We start from the raw sequence: 18,360 nt of genomic DNA, 5'->3' as shown, positions 1-18,360 counted from the left end.
TCGCGCCGCCGCAGCACGAGCCCGAAGACGGGCGCTGAGAGGAGATCCACCGTGAGCACGCTGATCGACAAGGTCGAGGTCGTCCAGTTCGACGTCGACACCCCCGGCTACACCCGCACCTTCGACGTCGACGCCCGCGCCGGTTCCTGGTACCACCAGCCCGGCGTGGTCGGGAAGCGCGGCGTGCTGCTGGTCCGGGTGCACACCACCGACGGGCACGTCGGCGAGTACGCCAACCACGCCGTGAACGGGTCGGCCCAGCAGGCCGCCGACGTCGCCCGGGTCGCCATCGGGCGGCCGTGGCACGCCCGCGAGCGCATCCTGCGGGCCGGGCGCAGGCTGTCCCGGCCCGCGCACTCCTACGGGCTGTGCTTCCTGGACAACGCGCTGTGGGACCTGGCGGGCAAGGTGTACGGCGCCTCGTTGACCGAACTGCTCGGCGGCGGGCGGGAACGCGTCCGCGCCTACGCCTCCAGCGTCAACGGTGACCGCGTCGGCAGCCTCTCCGACAAGGAATCGGTGGTGGCGTTCTTCGCCGAGCTGCGCGAACTCGGCTGGACCGGCTTCAAGATGCACAGCTGGCACGAGGGCGACAAGTGGGAGGAGGCCGAGAACGTCGCGCACCTGCGCGAGCACCTGGGCGAGCGGACCGAGCTGATGCTCGACCCGGCGTGCGTGTTCGACTCGCTCTCCGACGCCATCTTCGTCGGAAAGGCCTGTCAGGACGCGGGATTCCGCTGGTACGAGGACCCGATGCGGCCGCTGGGCATCGGCGCGTTCGCGCACCGCAAGCTCCGCGAGGCGCTGGACATCCCGATCCTGCAGACCGAGCACGTGGCCGGGCGGGAGGCGAAGGCCGACTTCCTGCTCGCGGGCGGCACCGACCTGCTGCGCGTCGACTCGCACTTCGACCTCGGCATCACCGGCTGCCTGAAGACCATCAAGTTCGCCGAATCCCTCGGCGTCAACGTGGAGGTGCACGGGCCCAGCCCGATCCACCGGCACCTGGTCGCGTCCATGCAGGCCACCTCGATGTACGAGGTCGCGAACGTGTCACCGCAGCTGGCCGACCCGTCCCCGGAGATCTACACCTGCGGCTACACCGACGCGTACACCTCCATCGGCGCGGACGGCACGCTGCCCGTCCCGACCGGCCCCGGCATCGGCGTCAGCTACGACGCGGACCTGATCGCGAAGCGCACCACCGCCAGCGTCACCGTCACCGACCAGGACTGATCCGCCCGTCCCCGACGAACCTCCCCAGGTGGACGGCCCACCGGGCCGCCGGGACGGGGCCGATGGGCCGTCCACCTCCGGGGACCTCGGCGCGACCGCGCGCCCCTCCTCCCCCGTACGAAGGCAGGTGCAACGATGCACTCCTCTTCCCCGCACGCCAGCGAGCAGGAACCGACGACGCCGGTCCTGGACGGAGCGCTGCGCAAGGCGTTCCGCAGGCTCGTCCCGCTCGTGATGATCATGTTCGTCGCGAACTACATCGACCGGGTCAACATCGGGTTCGCGAAGGACGCGCTCGAAGCGGACTCCGGCATCGGCGCCGCGGCGTTCGGCCTCGGCGCGGGCCTGTTCTTCCTCACCTACGCCGTCTTCGAAGTGCCCAGCAACATCCTGCTGGAGCGGTTCGGCGCGAAGCTCTGGCTGACCCGCATCATGGTCAGCTGGGGCCTGGTCTCGGCCGCGATGATGTTCGCGCACAACGAGTGGATCCTCTACGCGCTCCGGTTGCTGCTCGGCGCCGCGGAAGCCGGGTTCTTCGCCGGTGTCCTCTACTACTTCACCCAGTGGTTCCCGAACGCCGTGCGCGGCCGGGCCAACGCCGCGTTGTACTCCGCCTCCACCATCGCCGCCGTGCTCGCCGGTCCGCTGTCCGGGGCGTTGCTGAGCATGGACGACATCGGCGGATTGCACGGCTGGCAGTGGTTGTTCCTCGTCGAAGGGCTCGCGGCCGTCCTCATCGGACTCGTCGCCTGGCGTTTTCTGGAAGCGAAGCCCGCCGACGCGGCGTGGCTCAGCGACGCGGAGAAGACGGCGCTGATCGAGCGGCTCGCCGAGGAGGAACGCGCCAAGTCCGGCGGCGCGCCGGAGCCGTCCCGGTGGAGCATGCTGCGCGACCCGCAGATGCTGCTGTTCTGCCTGGTGTACTTCGCCGCGCAGCTGGCGCAGTACTCGGTCACCTTCTGGCTGCCGAGCTTCGTGCGCCGCATCGGCGGGCTCGGCGAGATCACCATCGGGCTCGTCGCGGTGCTGCCGTTCGCGGCCGCGTTCGTCGCGATCCTGGTGGCCGGCCGGATCTCCGACCGCACCGGGGCGCGGCGCACCGTGCTCGGTTCCGGGTTCGTGCTCGCCGCCGTCGGGCTCGCCGTGGCCGGATTCGCGCACCCGCTGCTCGCGGTGGTGATGCTGATCGTGGCCACCGTCGGGTTCAAGGTCGCCGCGTCCTCCTTCTTCGTCATCCCGCAGCAGTACCTGGTGGGGGCGCTCACCGCGCCTGGCCTCGCGCTGATCAACTCGATCGGCAACCTGGGCGGGTTCGTGGCGCCGACCCTGATGGGCCAGGTCCAGGAGCGCACCGGCAGCGTCTCCGGCGGCCTGTACGTGGTGGCCGCGACCTGCGTCGTCGCGCTCGGCGCGTGCGCCCTGCTGAAGTCCACCGCCCGCCGCCGCACCGCGGAACTCACCGCGTCCTGAGGTTCCCGCCGCGCGGCGGGAATCCGCATCGTGCGGGCGCGATCCCGCTCGCGGAGAGGGAATTCCGTTCGCGCGGGCGGCGCCGAGCCCCGCGACGAGGTCGACCACCTCGGCACCGTCCGCACCGACCCGGGCCGCGACGGCAAAGCCCCGCGCCCGCCCGGCGAGCGGGCGCGGGGGTCGCGGCAGCTGCGCGAGGCGTCGAACCCCGACGCCCTCGTCCGCCTCGAACCGCGGGCGGGCGGCGCCGGAATCCCCCTGCCGCCGGGATGAACGTCTCACGGCGGGGTCCCGGATCCGGTCCGCGTGGTGCAATGCGGGGACCCGCCTCCGCCCGGAGGCCGCCGTCGCACCGGAGGACCGACCGAGCCCCATGTCGTCACGCGCCGAACGTTCCGTCCTGAGCGATCCCGCCATGCCGCACCTGCTGCTGGTGGTCCTCTGCTGCTTCGCCGGGTTCGCCCTGCTGGTGCCGGTGTCGCCGGTGTGGGCGCTGCGCGGCGGGGCGGACGAGTTCGGTTCCGGGCTGGTCACCGCGGTGCTGATGGCGGCGACGGTGCTCGCCCAGCTCTGCGTCCGGGCGGTGCTGCGGCGGATCGGCTGGACGTGGACGCTCGCGCTCGGCGCGCTCCTGCTCGGGCTGCCCGCGCCGCTGCAGGCGCTGAGCGATCAGCTGCCCGCGGTGCTGGGCACCACCGCGCTGCGCGGGCTCGGGTTCGGCATCCTCACCGTGTGCGGGTCCACGGCCGTGGCCGTGCTGGCCCCGCGCGGGAAGCAGGGTGCGGCGATCGGGTTGTACGGGCTGGCGATCGCCGTTCCGCAGGTGCTGCTCACGCCGGCCGCTCCCTGGCTGGTCAGCGCGATCGGCCTGCCCGCGGTCCTCGCCTGCGGTGCGCTGCCCGTGCTGGCGCTGCCGTGGACGCGCGGGCTGGGGCGTGCGGTCGCGGCGCGCGTCGACGAACCCGCCCGGTCCGGTGAGCGCGACGAGCCCGCGACCGCGGTGCTGCGGCGCATCGCGCTCCCGCTGGTCCTGCTGCTGCTGGTCACCTCCAGCGGCGGTGCCGTGCTCACCTTCGCCCCGCAGTTCACCCCGACGCCCGCGCTGGCCACCGCCGCCCTGCTCGCCACCACCGCGACCGCCGCGGTCGCGCGCTGGGGCTGCGGGATGCTCGTGGACCGGTTCCCGCCGCGCCCGATCAACTTCGCGCTGGCGGTGAGCGGGTCCGCCGGGCTGCTGCTGATCACGCTGGCCGTCGGGCCCGCCCCCGGCACCACCACCCTGCTCGCCGGGATGCTGCTGCTGGGCGTCGCCTACGGCGGGTTGCAGAGCGTCACCCTGGTGCAGGCGTTCGACCGCGCCGGGACGGCGAACCGGCACACGACGTCAGTGGCGTGGAACATCGGCTTCGACTCGGGGACGGGGCTCGGTTCGCTGCTGCTCGGCGTCGCCGCTGGCGCCGCCACCTTCGCCACCGGCTTCGCGGGCCTGTCCGCGGCCCTGGCCGCCGCAGCCCTCGCGGTGCTGCTCTTCGGAGGCCGGACCCCGCGCTCCCCTGCCGAGGCCGTGGACGCGCCGCAGCAGGGCCCGGGTGCGGACGAACGGCGCGGTTACGACCTCCAGCGGTGAACCGGACGATCAGGAGCAGGCATGTTCAGGGTGTTGTACGCGCGCGAGGCCGGCGGTGCCGGGCGGGTGTTCGCGGATTCGCTGCCGGACCGGCGGACGGCCGACCACGTCGCGGTGCAGCTGTTCGCCGAAGGCCTCGTCGCCGCCTCCTGGGTGGAGGACCAGCGCGACGCCGCCGGCAAGGCGCTCCCGCACTGGTGAGGCGGCACCGCCGCGTCGAGTCGCGCCCGATGAGGTCGACGCGGCGCGCAACCCGATCCGGACCCGCGGCTACGGTTCCAGCACGATCTTGATCGCGTCGTCCTGCTTCTTCTGGAACAGCTCGTAGGCGTGCGGGGCCTCCTCCAGCGGCAGGTCGTGGGTCGCCAGGTCGTGCACGCCGAGCGGATCGGACTCGTCACCGACCAGCGGCATCAGGTCGTCGATCCACCGCTTCACGTGCGCCTGCCCCATCTTCACCGCCACGCCCTTGTCGAACAGCGTCAGCATCGGCACCGGATCGGCCATGCCGCCGTAGACGCCGCTGAGCGAGATCGTGCCCGCGCGGCGCACCGCGTCCATGCACTGGTGCAGGACGGCGAGGCGGTCCACCCCGGCCTTCTCCATCATCGGCCCGCCGATCCCGCTGGGCAGCGCACTGGCGATCTTCTGCGCGAGCTCCCCGACCGGGGAGCCGTGCGCCTCCATCCCGACGGCGTCGATCACCGAGTCGGTGCCGCGCCCGTCGGTCAGCTCCCGGATGCGGTCCGCCGGGGAGTCCACTTCGGACGCGTCGACGGTCTCGATCCCGCGGCGCCGCGCCATGTCCAGCCGTTCCGGGACCAGGTCGACGCCGATCGGGCGGAACCCGCGGTGCGCGGCGATGCGGCAGCACAGCTGGCCGATCGGGCCGAGCCCGAACACCGCGACGCTGCCCTCCGGCGGGACGTCGGCGTACTCGACGGCCTGCCACGCGGTCGGCAGCACGTCCGAGAGGTACAGGAACTGCACGTCCGGCGGTCCCTCGGGCACCTTGATCGGGCCGAACTGCGCCTGCGGCACCCGCATCAGCTCGGCCTGCCCGCCGGGGACGCTGCCGTAGAGCTCGCTGTAGCCGAACAGCGGCGCACCGGTGCCCTGGTCGCGGACCTGGGTGGTCTCGCACTGCGCGTACCAGCCGCGCGAGCACATCCAGCAGTGCCCGCAGGAGATGTTGAACGGCACCACCACCCGGTCTCCCGGCCGGATGTGCTCCACCGCCGAGCCGACCTCCTCCACGACGCCCATCGGCTCGTGACCGAGGACGTCACCGGGGGTCATGAACGGGGTGAGCACTTCGTAGAGGTGCAGGTCCGAGCCGCAGATCGCGGTGCTGGTGATGCGCACGACCGCGTCGGTCGGCTCCTCCAGCCGCGGGTCGGGAACGTCCCGCACCTCCACCTGCCGGGGTCCTTGCCAGGTCAACGCCTTCACACGACCACCTCCGCGCGCCGGGGACGACGCCCCTCGCCTACCCGGCGGCGGCCGCGGTCAATCAGTGCGCCCGGGCCGACGCGGGGGTCCGGCCGACAGGGCGTCCGGGCCGACAGCACGTCCTAGCCGTCAACACGTCCTAGCCGTCAGCACGCCCCGGCCGACAGCACGCCCTAGCCGTCAGCACGCCCCGGCCGCGCCGGCCCGCCGCCGCGGATCGGCGGCGGCGGAACCGGCACGGCTCAGGTGCGCTCTTCGACGGGCGGCGGGGGCGCCAGGAGCATCGTCGAGGTGTCCAGGCGCTCGTTCTCGTCCTGGCCCTCGACCAGTTCGCGGGCCTCCGCGGCGCTGGCCACGACCGGAACCGAGCCCAGCAGCGGACGCGCCGCGGACTCCCGCATGAACAGCACCGCGACGAGCGCGATCGCGGAGAAGAACATCACGTAGAACGCGGGCGCGTAGGTGTTGCCGGTCAGCTCCACCAGCAGCTGCGAGACCAGCGGCACGGTGCCGCCGAACAGCGAGGTCGCCGTGTTCTGGGTGAACCCGACGGCGCAGTACCGCGACGCGGTCGGGTACAGCTCGGCCATCACGGCCGCGTTCATGCACAGGAACAGCGTCGACGGGATCATCACGAGACCCAGCGCGACGTACAGCGCCCACGGCGCGCCGACCCGCATCAGCGCGAAGGCGGGCAGCAGCAGCACCAGGTTGCCGATGGCCGCCATCAGGTACACGGGACGGCGCCCGAGCTTGTCGGACATGCGCCCGAACACGGGAAGCAGCACGGCCTGCAGCAGCAGGACGGCGACGGTGGCGATCGCGGTGTGCGTCGTGGCGATGCCGACCTCGACTTCGAGGTAGGTCGGCATGTAGCTGGTCAACGTGTACGAGGACGCGCCGTCGGCACCGATCAGGGCGAGCCCGACCACGACCTGCGGCCAGTAGAACTTGAAGACCCCCGGCAGGTTGTGCCGCACGAACAGCGGGTTCGCCGCCTGCTCGGCGGTCTTCACCTTGGCCGCCTCGAAGCTCGGGGACTCCTCGATGCGGCTGCGCAGCAGCAGCGCGACGGCGCCGAGGACGAACGCCAGCAGGAACGGGATCCGCCAGCCGCCGTTGACCATGGCGTCCTGGCCCCAGAAGTGGGTGGTGATGCCGGAGGTCGCGGCGACCACACCGGCGCCCGCGGCGAAGCCGAGCTGCGAACCGCTGTTGAGCAGCGAGGTCCAGAAGCCGCGGGTCCGGTCCGGGGAGAACTCCGCGACGTAGGTGAGCGCACCGGAGTACTCGCCACCGGTGGAGAAGCCTTGCGCGATGCGCAGCAGGTAGAGCAGCACCACGGCCCAGGCGCCGATCTGCTCCGTGCCCGGCAGCAGGCCGATCAGCGTGGTGGCCACCGCCATCAGCGCGATGGTGAAGAACATGACCTTGCGGCGGCCGATCCGGTCCCCGAGCGGCCCGAGGATCATCCCGCCGAGCGGTCGCACCAGGAACGACACGGCGAACCCGAGCAGCGTCACCAGCAGCCCGAGCCGTTCGTCCATGCCCGCGGTGAACACCTGGGTCAGGGTGACGGCGAGGTAGCCGTAGACCCCGATGTCGTACCACTCGATGAAGTTGCCCACGCCGGCGCCGAGCTGCGCGCGGACGAGCGCGGGTCTGTCGACGACGAGGCAGTCCTCTTCGCGGATCCTGCGCGCGCCCGCGGACGGGCGGCCACTCCTGGGTTCGGACAACGTCGTCCCTCTCCGGCGGTCGGCGTGATTCGACGTGGCACGGCTCGGAAACGCGATCGCGAGCGTCGGTGGACGGCCGCGGCGGCGAGCCGTCCTCGAAGGACAACACCTCCACCTGTGTTCATATTTCGAACGCAGCGACCGAAAACTTGGCAGAGTCGCGCGGGGTAGTCAACCCTTTCGGCGGTCGACGGTGCGCATCGGAGAGAGAACCCCGGGGAAATCGCCGCGGCGGCCGACGACCCGCGGATGCACCCGAAGCGAGAAAACCGTTGCGGCGCAGGCAGATTCCTGCCATGAAGCACGCCGCGCCGACCACCCGCCACGCCCCGGCCATCGGTCATTGGACCAGGTGGCGGTACCGCGGACGGCAGAATTCCCCGCCACGCACGGGAAATCCCCCACCGGCGAGCACGGTGGTGCCCGATTCCTCCCCAGCAGAGCGATTTCATCCCCTCCGCACCGGTGACCCGACCGGCCGCGCCGCGGGTGCCTCGGCGTTCTCCCCGTGCGGACGGCGTTCCGGGCCGTGGCGGAGCCACCGGCGCGAACGGTCCCGCGGCGAGGAGACCCCCGAGGTTCGCCGCCGAGCGCGGCGCGTGCCCCGTCCCGCTGCGCGCTCCAGGTAGCCGCGCACCCGGTCGAAGTGCGCCTTGGGACACCAGCGGGCCCAGTTCCGCGGCGTCCAGCGCGGGCTCACCGGTGGCGAGCGTCGCGGCCTCGCGCACGAGGTGCCCGGCGAGCTCCGCCGCCACCGATTCGTGCACCAGCACGCGGCACCGCACTCCTGCCCGGAGTTCCAGAACGACGCGGTGCGCGGCGTTTCCGCGACGGCGGCCAGGTCGGCGCCTCGAACACCACCACCGGGGCCTTGCCGCCGAGCTCTCGTCGATCACCGGGCCGAGCAGCGCGTCCAGCGAACCGAAGTGGTGGAGCAGCATGCGGTTGTTCGAGCCGATGCCCCACTGGCCGGCTCGCTCGGGGAAAGCCCGAGCACGCCGCGCGCGGACCAACTCCACGCGTCAAGGCCGGCAGGCGTGCCCGCTCACCGGATCCACTCGTCACCGCGCGTTCGTGACCACGCCCGGGCCGGGCGGCGGTCAGCGATCGTCCCGCGCACCGGCGGTCCGCTCACCGCACCAGCCGCCGGGTCGCGCAGCCGCTCGTCGCCCGCAGCACGCGGATCGGGTCCTCGACCTCGGTCTCCCACAGCTGCACCAGGTGCTCCTCGACCGGCTCGAACGCGACGCCGTCGTAGGCCACGTCCCGGCCGGTGGCGTGCACGCGGGCGCGGCACCGCGGGCCTCCGATCGGCAGCGGCGCCCGCAGCTCGGGCGGGGGCTCCTCCAGCAGCAGGCCCACCCGCAGCTCGCCCGGCGACACGCGCAGCGGAACCTCCACCACGTCCTCCCAGCCGGGTTCGTGCGGCGGGGCGCCGTCCCAGAGCTCCACCGCCAAGGCGATCGATCCGGTGTGGATACCCGTGCACAGCGCCAGCAACCCGGGCTCCGCGGCCGCGAGGCCGGCGCCCTCGCGCCAAGACGGCCGCCGCACGTCCTCGATGCCGGTACGCGCGTCGAACAGGAAGAACTGGTGGTGGGACACTCCTGCCACGCCCGAGATCCGCAGCGCCCGCTCCGACACGGCATCCCTCCTCCACCTCGGAGCCGAGAGTCCCACGACGCACCGACAGGCCCGTCGGGCCGGGCGCCGCACCGGCGGTTCCCGGGCTCAGCCGCCCCAGGCCGCGATCGGCGCGCCGAGCACGTCCCGATCCGCGTGTTGACGTCCGGGTCGGTCACGCCCGCCGCGGCGAGCCGGATCAGCACCTCCCCCGGCCGGGCCGGGTCACCGGTACGTCGGTCCGGTGTCGAGCACCTCCACCCCGCCGTGGCCGGTGCGGTGCACGGCGCGCATCGTCGTCGGCAGCACGATCCGGTTCCTCCTCGCTCGTCCGAGCGGGAGCGGGCACGTCCCCGCTCCCGCTCCCGCCGCGAACCGGTGCGCTCCCGTTCCGCGCGGCCCCTTCCCCGCGCTCGCACCGGTCGTCGTGGCGCAGGTTCAGCCCGCGTCCTCCCCGGAACGGGGGACGCCCAGCGGATTCGCCGCCTGCAGCAGCGGTGGCAGCAGGGAGTCGGGGGCGTTCTGGAAGGTGACCGGGCGCAGGAACCGGTCGATCGCCGCGGTGCCCACCGAGGTGTGCGACGGGGCGGTCGTCGCCGGGTACGGGCCGCCGTGCTGCTGCGCGGCCGTCACCGCCACCCCGGTCGGCCACTGGTCGAACACGACCCGCCCGGCGCGGTCCGCGACGAGCTCGACGAGGGGAGCAGCCGGTCCCGTTCGGCGGGCCCGGGATCGCCGGAGGTCTGGACGGTGGCGGTGAGGCTTCCGTCGATCGCGGCCAGCACCTGCCGCAGCTCCTCGGCGGAGGCGTACTCGGCGATGACGGCGGTCGGCCCGAACGTCTCCTCCAGCAGCGCCCCGTCGAGCAGGGTCGACGCGGAACCGGCGTGCACGAGCGCGGGCGCGAACGCGGGCACCCCGGACTCGGTGCGCTGCTCCGCACCGCGTACCAGCACCTCGACCCCGTCGAGCGCGGCGACCTCGTCGAGCCGCGCCCGGTAGCCGTCCGCGATCTTCGTGGTGAGCATCCGGGCCGCCGGGACCTCCGCGGCCAGCTCGGCGATGCGGGCGGGGAGCCCGGAACCGGCGGGCACCAGCAGGATTCCCGGCTTGGTGCAGAACTGCCCGGCGCCGAGCGTGAACGAGGAGGTGAAGCCGCGGGCGATGTCCGCGCCGCGCTCGCGCTCCGCCTCCTCGGTGACGACGACGGGGTTGATGCTGCCGAGCTCGCCGAAGAACGGGACGGGGTTCGGCCGGGCCGCGGCGACGTCGAACAGCGCCCGGCCGCCCGCCACGGATCCGGTGAACGCGGCCGCCTTGATCCGCGGGTCCTCCAGGGCGCGCCGGCCGTCCTCGATCCCGGTGATCAGCGCGAAGGTGCCGTCCGGCGCGCCCGCCGACCGGAGCGCGTCGCGCACGACCTCCGCGGTGCGCAGCGAGGTCTCCGGGTGCCCGGGGTGCGCCTTGAGCACGACCGGGCAGCCCGCGGCGAGCGCGGAAGCGGTGTCCCCACCTGCCACCGAGAACGCGAACGGGAAGTTGCTCGCGGCGAACACCAGCACCGGCCCGATCGGCAGCAGCACCCGCCGCAGGTCCGGGCGGTGCTCGAGCGCGAAGTCCGGGTCCTCGTGGTCGAACCGGATCCGCAGGTAGGAGCCGTCCCGCAGCAGGTCGGCGAACATCCGCAGCTGCACCGTGGTGCGGGTGACCTCGCCGGTGAGCCGCCCCTCCGGCAGGCCCGACTCCGCGACCGCCACGGGCACCAGCGACCCGGCCGCGGCATCGAGCGCGTCGGCGACGGCGGTGAGCGCGTCCGCGCGCTCGGCAGGGGTGCGCCGCGCCCAGGCGGGGGCCGCGGCAGCGGCGGCCGCGAGCGTGCGGTCGAGGTCCTGCTCGACCGCGCCGCGGACCGGGGTGTCCATCGTGCTCACTGGGGGGCGTCCTCTCGTTCGGGGAAGGGGTGCGCGGGCGCCGCGGGACGGGCGCGGGCGTAGGTGCGGCGCCGGCTCGCGCGGCTCACCGCGGCGAGCCGGGCCGCGGAGCTCGGGCCGCGCCCGGAACCTCCGGCACCGCGGCGGTGCGCTCGGGATGGTTGTCGCATCGGTGACGTGCACTAAGTGGATGACTAGTTCACATTGTGATCACAATGTGGGCCAGTCTGGACGTCGCCGACTCGGGGTGTCAATACTCCGCCAGGGCCACGATTCCGCTGTCATCGCTGGACAGCGCTGAGCGGAGCGCGACCCCCGCACGCCGCGCAGAACTCGTCATGTGAACAGGGCGACCGCTATCCGGACGCTCCGTTGCCGAGGCGCCACCTCAGGTGACGGCACCCCGGACGAGCCCGCGCCTCCCGACACCCCGGTACGCGGTCCCCACCCGGCGAGACCGCGGAGGACCACAGCGCGGCCGCATTCCTCGCAGTTCGGCGGAATCGCGCGTCCCGCGAATTCGGCGCACCCTCCTACCACATTCCGAAAAAGCAGCTCCTCCGGTCTCCGGAAACACCGAGAACGGTCCCTCCGGCCGCGGCGGGAATACCGAATGCGCCCCCGGAGAACACCGGGCCGAGCCACGACCGGAAACGCGGCAGTCGGCCCACCGAAAGGGACGCCCACCCGCGTGGTACCAGTACTAGCTGGTCAAACCTGCCGACGAACGCAACCCTTGCCACCGCAACGACAATTTTTCGCAGACCTCCCCGCCACATCCGAATACTGCTGAGATAACACGAATTCAGCCGGACGATCTCAACGAATCGCACGCTAGATCCACTCCGCCGGGCGATCCCGCGCACCGATTCACCTGAGCTAGCCTCCGAACTCCACAGCGCGCGATGCCGAGTTGCACAAGCGCGACATCACCGGTTCCGGAGGAGGTCGACGGTGCCCATCGACGAATTCCCCTTTCCCTCGGCGGTCCGCGGCCCGCTCGACGCGTTCGGCGCCGACCGATGAGCGGCCCCGGGCGAGGATCCGTCGACGCCCGCGCCCACGTCGGCGGGCGGCCCAGCATCGGCGGCGTGATAGCGGGCTTCGCGCTCATAGTGGCCCTGGGTGCGGCGGTCGCCGCGTTGGGAGCCGCGCTGCCGTTCCTGCGCGAGCGGTACGACATCGGCGTCGCCGCCAGCGGGTTCGCGATCGTCGCGTTCAACGTCGGCGCGCTGTTCTCCACCCTCGGATGCGGCCTGGCCGATCGGCGGCTCCCGCCCAGACCCACCGTGCTCGGCCTGCTGGTGCTGTTCGCCGGCGGGCTGGGCGGGGCCGGCGTGGCACCGAGCTGGGCGCTGTTCGTCACCGCGATCATCATCGCCGGGTTCGGCTACGGCGGGATCGCGCTCTACCTCAACACCACGTTCGCGAGCGCGTTCGGCAAGCACAACGTGCTGATGATCAACCTCTTGCAGGCGGCGTTCGGCATCGGCGCGATCATCGGCCCGCTCGCGACGGCGGCCACCGCGGCGGTCGACGTGCGGTGGACGCTGGTGGCGATCGCCGTGGTCACGGCGTGCTGCTGGGCGGCGGCCGGGTGCTGCGCGGCGCGGCGGCGCGAACCCGGGACCGGCTCCGGCGCCGGGTGGAGCTCGATCCGGACCGTGCTGGCGGTCTCGGCACCGTTCGTGATCGTCGGGGTCTGCTACAACGGGCTGGAGACCGCGGTCGGCGCGTGGGCGAGCACGCACCTCACCTGGTCCGGGATGGACCCGGACGCGGCGGCGCGGTCCACGGCGCTGTTCTGGGCGGGGCTGACCGCGGGGCGGGTGATCATCCCGCTGGCGGCGAAGAACCTGCACCCGGCCCTGCTGATCCGCACCTCGCTCGCGGTGTCCGTCGCGATGTTCTCGCTCGCGGCTTCCGGCTCGGCGCCGGTGCTGTGCTACGCGGCGGCCGGGTTCGCGCTGGGTCCGGTGCTGCCCACGACGCTGGCCTGGCTGGGTACCGTCACCCACCGCGCGCAGCTGGCCAACTCGATCCTGCTGACCGGGTGCATGGCCGCGAACGTCACGCACCCGTGGCTGGTCGGGGCCTCCGCGGACCCGGCGGCGCCCTGGTCGATCCCGGCGGTGCTGACCGGGTTCGCCGCGCTCGCGCTGTTCGCGTCGCTGGCCACGACGGCGTTCCGGTCCCGCCGGAGGTCCCGCGACCAGGTGGACCAGCACGCGACGACGAGCTCGTGACGATCAGTCCGAAGTGGACTTCCGCGTGCGCTCGTAGTGCCGCCGGGCCTTCATCCGGTTGCCGCAGGTGGCCATCGAGCACCAGCGGGCCCTGTTCGCCTTGCTGCGGTCGAGCAGGAACAGCCGGCACTCGTCGTTGCCGCAGGGCCGCAACCGCCCGGGCAGGTTCTCCGCGACCCAGGCCCACGCCAGCACGGCCCGAGCCGGGAGCAGCACGTCGTCAGCGGCGGCGAGCTCCCAGCTCAGGCCGTCGTCGTCGAGCACCGGACGCCGGTGGACCCCGTCGAGCGCTCCGGCGAGCGCGGAGAGCGGTCGCCGGCCGAGCGCGACGTCGGTGAGCCCGTCCCGGACCTGCCGCAGCAGCCGCAGCTCTCCGGCGCCACCGGTGCCGCCGTGCGCGGCGGCCCACGCCCGCCCGGCGTCGTCGGTGGCGAGCTCGTCCCGTTCGGTTCCGTCGAGCACCGGCCTGCTGTTGAGCAGCGCCAGCAGCAGTTCCACGTCGTCGACCATCACACCAACCTAACCGCATCGTCACCTGTTGACAGGTTAGCAGGACGCGCTCTAGCGTTCCGCACCTAACCAGTAAAAGCCAACTCATGGGGTTACGATGCCTGCTGTGCACCACCGGACCGCGACCATCGACGGTCACCAGGTCTTCTACCGCGAAGCCGGCTCCCGCGAGCACCCGACCGTGCTGCTGCTGCACGGCTACCCGACCAGCTCGCACATGTTCCGCGGGCTCATCCCGGCGCTCGCCGACCGCTACCACGTCCTCGCCCCCGACCACCTCGGCTTCGGGCGGTCCGACGCGCCGCCCGCCGACGAGTTCGACTACGGCTTCGACGCGCTCACCACGATCACCGAGCAGCTGCTCGACCGGTTGGACGTGCGGGAGTGCGCCATCCTCGTGCAGGACTACGGCGCCCCCGTCGGCTGGCGGCTCGCGCTGCGCCGCCCCGAGCGGATCACCGCGATCATCAGCCAGAACGGCAACGCCTACGAAGCCGGTTTCGTCCCCGAGTTCTGGGCGCCGATCTGGGACTACGCCGCCGATCCCGCGCCGGAGAACGAGCAGGCCGTGCGCGGCGCCCTCGGCATCGAGGCGATCCGGTGGCAGTACCTGCACGGCGTCCCGGACCCCAGCCTGGTCAGCCCGGACACCTGGCACCACGACCACGCCCTCCTCTCGCGGCCCGGCAACGACGCGGTGCAGCTGCGGCTGTTCCGCGACTACCCGAGCAACGTGGCGCTCTACCCGCGGGTGCACGAGTACTTCCGGGACAGCCGGGTGCCGCTGCTCGCGGTGTGGGGCGGCAACGACGAGATCTTCGGGTCGGACGGCGCCCGCGCCTTCGCCGAGGACCTGCCCGACGCCGAGATCCACCTGCTCGACGCGGGGCACTTCGCCCTCGAAAGCCACCTCGACACCGCCACCGACCTCATCCGCGACTTCCTCGCCCGCACGCTCCTCGCGGCCGCGTGATGAGCGGTCCGCCCGCACGGCTTCGAGACCATCCCGAGCAGGCTCCCCGCGGGCGTCCGATGAGTCCGGCAAGAGGCGCGGCACCGCGGTCGCGTGATCGGTGTGGCGGTGTGATCCGCGGCGCGCTTGCAGGTTCTCGACGCTGGTCAGCGCGCCGCGAGTGGGTGCGGCGGTCCCGATGCGCGGGACGGGGGTGGCGCGCGGCCGGGGCGACCCGCACGATCTGGCGGGCGATCAACGCCCCCGGGCGATCGAGATCTAGGAGACGTCATGCCGCTGGCCGATTTCCCCCGCTACCCGCTGCTGTTCGGGCCCAGTCCGATCCACCCGCTGGACCGGCTCACCACCCACCTGGGCGGGGCGCGGATCTGGGCGAAGCGGGAGGACTGCAACTCCGGGCTCGCCTACGGCGGCAACAAGACCCGCAAGCTGGAGTACATCGTCCCGGACGTGCTCGCCTCCGGCGCCGACACGCTGGTGTCCATCGGCGGCTACCAGTCCAACCACACCCGCCAGGTCGCCGCGGTCGCCGCGAAGCTCGGACTCGGGGCGCGGCTCGTGCAGGAGAAGTGGGTGGACTGGCCGGACGCGGTCAACGACAAGGTCGGCAACATCCTGCTGTCCCGGATCATGGGTGCCGACGTGCGGCTGGACCCGGCCGGGTTCGACATCGGCATCCGCGAGTCCTGGGAGGAGGCGATGGACGAGGTGCGGGCCGCGGGCGGCACCCCCTACGGCATCCCGGCCGGCGCGTCGGAGCACCCGCTCGGCGGGCTCGGCTTCGCGGGCTGGGCCGAGGAGGTCGCGCAGCAGGAGGAGCAGCTCGGGGTCTTCTTCGACACCATCGTCGTCTGCACCGTCACCGGATCCACCCACGCCGGCATGATCGCCGGGTTCGCCGGGCAGGACCGGCCGCGGCGCGTCCTCGGCATCGACGCCTCCGCGACGCTGGACAAGACCCGCGCGCAGGTCGAGCGGATCGCGCGGCACACCGCCGAGCTGATCGGCCTCGGCCGCGAGCTGCGCGAGGACGAGATCACCGTGCTCGAAGGCTGGGCGGGGGATCGCTACGGCATCCCGGTGCGGTCGACGCTCGACGCGATCCGGCTCAGCGGCAGCCTCGAAGGGATGATCATCGACCCGGTGTACGAGGGGAAGTCCATGGCCGGGCTGATCGACCTGGTCCGCGACGGGGAGATCGGCGGCGACTCCAACGTCCTCTACGCCCACCTCGGCGGCCAGCCCGCGCTCAACGCCTACGCGGGCGCCTTCGCCTGACCGTCGCGGGTGAACGGCCCACCCCCACCTGGGCCGTTCACCCGCGACGCGCACGGCGGCACGCGGAACGGGTGGCGGGGCGGGCAGCTCAAGCACAATCCGAAGTGGACGGATCAAGGCTCGGCGACCGCGGTGGCCGCGTCGAGGAACCCGCGCACCAGGTCGTTCGGACGGCCCGGGTGCACGAGGTGCACCGCGCTCGGCGGGGCCCCGGTGAGCGGCACGAACCGCACCGCCGGGTGGTGGGTGCGGCGGCGCGCGACGTCCGGGACGACGCCGATGCCGCGATCCGCGGCGACCGATTCGAGCCATTCGTCGAAGTTCCCGGTCTCCACGACGCGTTCCGGCCGCCGCCCCGCCGGGAACGACCACGGTCCGGTGGTGCCGCTGCGGACGTTGACGACCAGCGGCCAGGACGGGACCTCCGACCAGTCGAGCCCGCTGCTCGGCAGGGCGCTGCGCCGCGCACACCGCGACCCGCGCTTCGTCGTGCAGGTGCACGGCCCGCGACCCCGGCGGGGCGTCCCGGGGCGCACCGCGGACGACGGCGACGTCCACCGCTCCCCCGCCCAGCTCGCGCAGCGGATCGTCGCAGCGCACCAGCTGGACCGAGGCACCGGTGGCGCGTTCGAAGCGGGTCATCGCGCGCTGCGCCCACGGGTCCGGCAGCAGCCAGCTGAACCCGAGCCGGACCGTGCGGCCCGCGCGCACCGCCGCGACACCGCGCCCCAGCGCGGCCAGGACCTGCTCGGCGTGGCCGAGGAACTCCCGGCCCGCCGCGGTGGGCCCGACCTGCCCGGCGGAGCGGTCGACCAGCTCCACGCCGAGGACCTTCTCCAGCTGCGCGACGGTGCGGCTCAACGCGGGCTGGGTGATCAGCAGGTCCTCGGCGGCGCGGGAGAACGAGCCGCGCCGCACCACCGCGACGAACGCCCGCAGGTGCCGCAGCTCCACGTCCACCAGCACCGCACCCCGCTCCACCTCGCGCCATGCCCGGCAGGCATGCAACCAGCCCGATCGGCATTCCACAAGGAGATCCCGGCCCGCTTAGCGTCGAGCGCACCATGAACCTCGACACCTCCGAACGCACCGGTTCTCCCCTTCCCGTCGTCGTCGGCTCGGCAGCCGCGCTGGCCGCGGCGATGGGGGTCGGCCGGTTCGCCTTCACCCCGGTCCTGCCGCTGATGCAGGCCCAGACCGGCCTGTCCGCCGGGCTCGGCGCCTCGCTGGCCACGGTCAACTACGCCGGTTACCTCGCCGGTGCGCTGGTCGGGATCGCCGCGCCCGGCGTGGTGCGCTCGACGGCGGTGCTGCGCGGATCGCTGCTCGCGCTGGTGGCGAGCCTGGCGCTGATGCCGGTGCTGACCGGTGCAGCCGCGTGGTCGGCGCTGCGGCTGGTGGCGGGCGTCGCCAGCGCGCTCATCTTCATGATCGCGGTGAGCACGGCGCTGTCCCGGCTGAGCGGGCACGCGCAGCACTGGACCGGCTGGGTGTTCGGCGGCGTCGGCGGCGGGATCGCCGCGTCCGGGCTGCTGGTGCTGGCGCTGCGCACCGCGGGCGGCTGGCGGGAGGCGTGGTGGGCCTGCGCGCTGCTCGCGGCGCTGCTCAGCGCGTTCGCGTGGCGGCTTGTTCCCGGAACACGGCCGGGAGCGGTGGCGGCGGAGCCCGCCGTCCCGCGCGCGCACCGGTGGTTCGCGCCGCTGCTGGCCGGATACGCGCTGGAGGGCGTCGGGTACATCATCGCCGGGACGTTCCTGGTCGCGGCGATCGAGCGGACCGCGCCGGGCGCGCTCGGCAGCGGGGCCTGGGTGCTGGTCGGGCTCGCCGCGCTGCCCTCGTGCGCGGTGTGGGCCCGGTTGTCCCTGCGTTGGAGCAGACCCGCGCTGCTGCTCACCGCGCTGCTGGTGCAGTCCGCCGGGATCGCGCTGCCCGCGCTGCTCGGCGGCGCCGTTCCCGCGCTGGTGTCGGCCGCGTTGTTCGGCGCGACGTTCATGGGGATCAGCAACCTCGCGCTCGCCGTCGGGCGGGACCTGGCGGTCCCGCGGGCGGTGGCGATGCTGACCGCCGGTTACAGCGCGGGCCAGATCCTCGGGCCGCTGCTGACCGCGCCGCTGCTGAGCGGCGGCTACGACCGGGTGCTGCTGCTGGCCGGGGCGATCGTGCTGGCGGCGGCGGCCGCGGCCGCGGCGGTCCGCTTCCGCTACCCGCTCGCGTCCCCGCGCCCGGCGATCGCGCCCCGGTGAACGGCCCGTCGGCGGGGGCCGTCCACCCGACC

15 protein-coding genes and 1 pseudogene are annotated in these 18,360 nt (G+C 73.3%); 8 read left to right on the top strand and 8 right to left on the bottom strand.

Features of this window, described 5'->3' with window-relative positions:
- Positions 1–51: 51 nt before the first annotated feature.
- From H1226_RS10835 to H1226_RS10820, 4 genes are all read left to right on the top strand, one after another.
- Positions 52–1,236 (top strand): enolase C-terminal domain-like protein, encoded by a 1,185-nt coding sequence (locus H1226_RS10835; RefSeq protein WP_258348871.1) that lies wholly within the window; start codon positions 52–54, stop codon positions 1,234–1,236.
- Positions 1,237–1,371: 135 nt separating this feature from the next.
- Positions 1,372–2,706 (top strand): MFS transporter, encoded by a 1,335-nt coding sequence (locus H1226_RS10830; RefSeq protein ID WP_258348870.1) that lies wholly within the window; start codon positions 1,372–1,374, stop codon positions 2,704–2,706.
- Between the two features lie 415 nt (positions 2,707–3,121).
- Positions 3,122–4,333, top strand: coding sequence for an MFS transporter (locus H1226_RS10825; protein WP_258348869.1), 1,212 nt, complete (start codon positions 3,122–3,124; stop codon positions 4,331–4,333).
- A gap of 21 nt (positions 4,334–4,354) precedes the next feature.
- Positions 4,355–4,534 (top strand): hypothetical protein, encoded by a 180-nt coding sequence (locus tag H1226_RS10820; RefSeq protein ID WP_258348868.1) that lies wholly within the window; start codon positions 4,355–4,357, stop codon positions 4,532–4,534.
- A gap of 69 nt (positions 4,535–4,603) precedes the next feature.
- On the opposite strand, the gene H1226_RS10815 is transcribed toward H1226_RS10820, so the two are convergent.
- From H1226_RS10815 to H1226_RS10800, 5 genes are all read right to left on the bottom strand, one after another.
- Positions 4,604–5,785: a zinc-dependent alcohol dehydrogenase gene (locus H1226_RS10815; protein WP_258348867.1), complete on the bottom strand. Its 1,182-nt coding sequence runs from the start codon at positions 5,783–5,785 to the stop codon at positions 4,604–4,606.
- A 242-nt stretch (positions 5,786–6,027) separates the two neighbouring features.
- Positions 6,028–7,524 carry an MFS transporter gene (locus tag H1226_RS10810; protein WP_258348866.1) on the bottom strand — a complete coding sequence of 499 codons (1,497 nt, stop codon included), beginning with the start codon at positions 7,522–7,524 and terminating at the stop codon, positions 6,028–6,030.
- A gap of 1,131 nt (positions 7,525–8,655) precedes the next feature.
- The gene (locus H1226_RS10805; protein WP_258348865.1) at positions 8,656–9,168 is read right to left on the bottom strand and encodes a hypothetical protein; all 513 of its coding nucleotides are present in this window, start codon (positions 9,166–9,168) and stop codon (positions 8,656–8,658) included.
- Positions 9,169–9,585: 417 nt separating this feature from the next.
- Entirely contained in the window at positions 9,586–9,780 is a 195-nt protein-coding gene (locus tag H1226_RS28125; RefSeq protein WP_309148802.1) for a hypothetical protein, read from the bottom strand.
- Complete coding sequence (locus tag H1226_RS10800; RefSeq protein ID WP_309148816.1) at positions 9,777–11,069, bottom strand: aldehyde dehydrogenase family protein; 1,293 nt, start codon at positions 11,067–11,069, stop codon at positions 9,777–9,779. The genes H1226_RS28125 and H1226_RS10800 overlap by 4 nt, the downstream gene beginning before the upstream one ends.
- Positions 11,070–12,169: 1,100 nt before the next feature.
- Between H1226_RS10800 and H1226_RS10795 the strand changes: the two genes are divergently transcribed.
- Positions 12,170–13,324, top strand: coding sequence for an MFS transporter (locus tag H1226_RS10795; RefSeq protein ID WP_258348864.1), 1,155 nt, complete (start codon positions 12,170–12,172; stop codon positions 13,322–13,324).
- Between the two features lie 3 nt (positions 13,325–13,327).
- Here H1226_RS10795 and H1226_RS10790 read toward each other — a convergent pair whose 3' ends face one another.
- Positions 13,328–13,834, bottom strand: a complete 507-nt coding sequence (locus tag H1226_RS10790; protein WP_258348863.1) for a CGNR zinc finger domain-containing protein — start codon at positions 13,832–13,834, stop codon at positions 13,328–13,330.
- A 97-nt stretch (positions 13,835–13,931) separates the two neighbouring features.
- On the opposite strand from H1226_RS10790, the gene H1226_RS10785 reads away from it, so the two are divergent.
- Entirely contained in the window at positions 13,932–14,807 is an 876-nt protein-coding gene (locus tag H1226_RS10785; protein ID WP_258348862.1) for an alpha/beta fold hydrolase, read from the top strand.
- 270 nt (positions 14,808–15,077) lie between these two features.
- Positions 15,078–16,085, top strand: coding sequence for a 1-aminocyclopropane-1-carboxylate deaminase (locus H1226_RS10780; RefSeq protein ID WP_258348861.1), 1,008 nt, complete (start codon positions 15,078–15,080; stop codon positions 16,083–16,085).
- A gap of 113 nt (positions 16,086–16,198) precedes the next feature.
- Here the strand turns inward: H1226_RS10780 and H1226_RS10775 are convergent, their stop codons facing one another.
- Both H1226_RS10775 and H1226_RS28300 read right to left on the bottom strand, forming a co-directional pair.
- Positions 16,199–16,621, bottom strand: coding sequence for a LysR substrate-binding domain-containing protein (locus tag H1226_RS10775; RefSeq protein ID WP_373690074.1), 423 nt, complete (start codon positions 16,619–16,621; stop codon positions 16,199–16,201).
- Positions 16,622–16,913: 292 nt separating this feature from the next.
- Positions 16,914–17,003, bottom strand: a pseudogene (locus H1226_RS28300) (helix-turn-helix domain-containing protein); the annotation flags it as partial.
- 146 nt (positions 17,004–17,149) lie between these two features.
- Between H1226_RS28300 and H1226_RS10765 the strand changes: the two are divergent.
- Positions 17,150–18,328 (top strand): YbfB/YjiJ family MFS transporter, encoded by a 1,179-nt coding sequence (locus tag H1226_RS10765; RefSeq protein ID WP_258348860.1) that lies wholly within the window; start codon positions 17,150–17,152, stop codon positions 18,326–18,328.
- Positions 18,329–18,360: the final 32 nt, after the last annotated feature.

Origin of the sequence: Saccharopolyspora gregorii (assembly GCF_024734405.1) — a bacterium.
Lineage (GTDB): Bacteria > Actinomycetota > Actinomycetes > Mycobacteriales > Pseudonocardiaceae > Saccharopolyspora_C > Saccharopolyspora_C gregorii.
The sequence above is the reverse complement of the archived record's forward strand: the minus strand, read 5'-3'. Positions and strand labels throughout refer to the sequence as shown.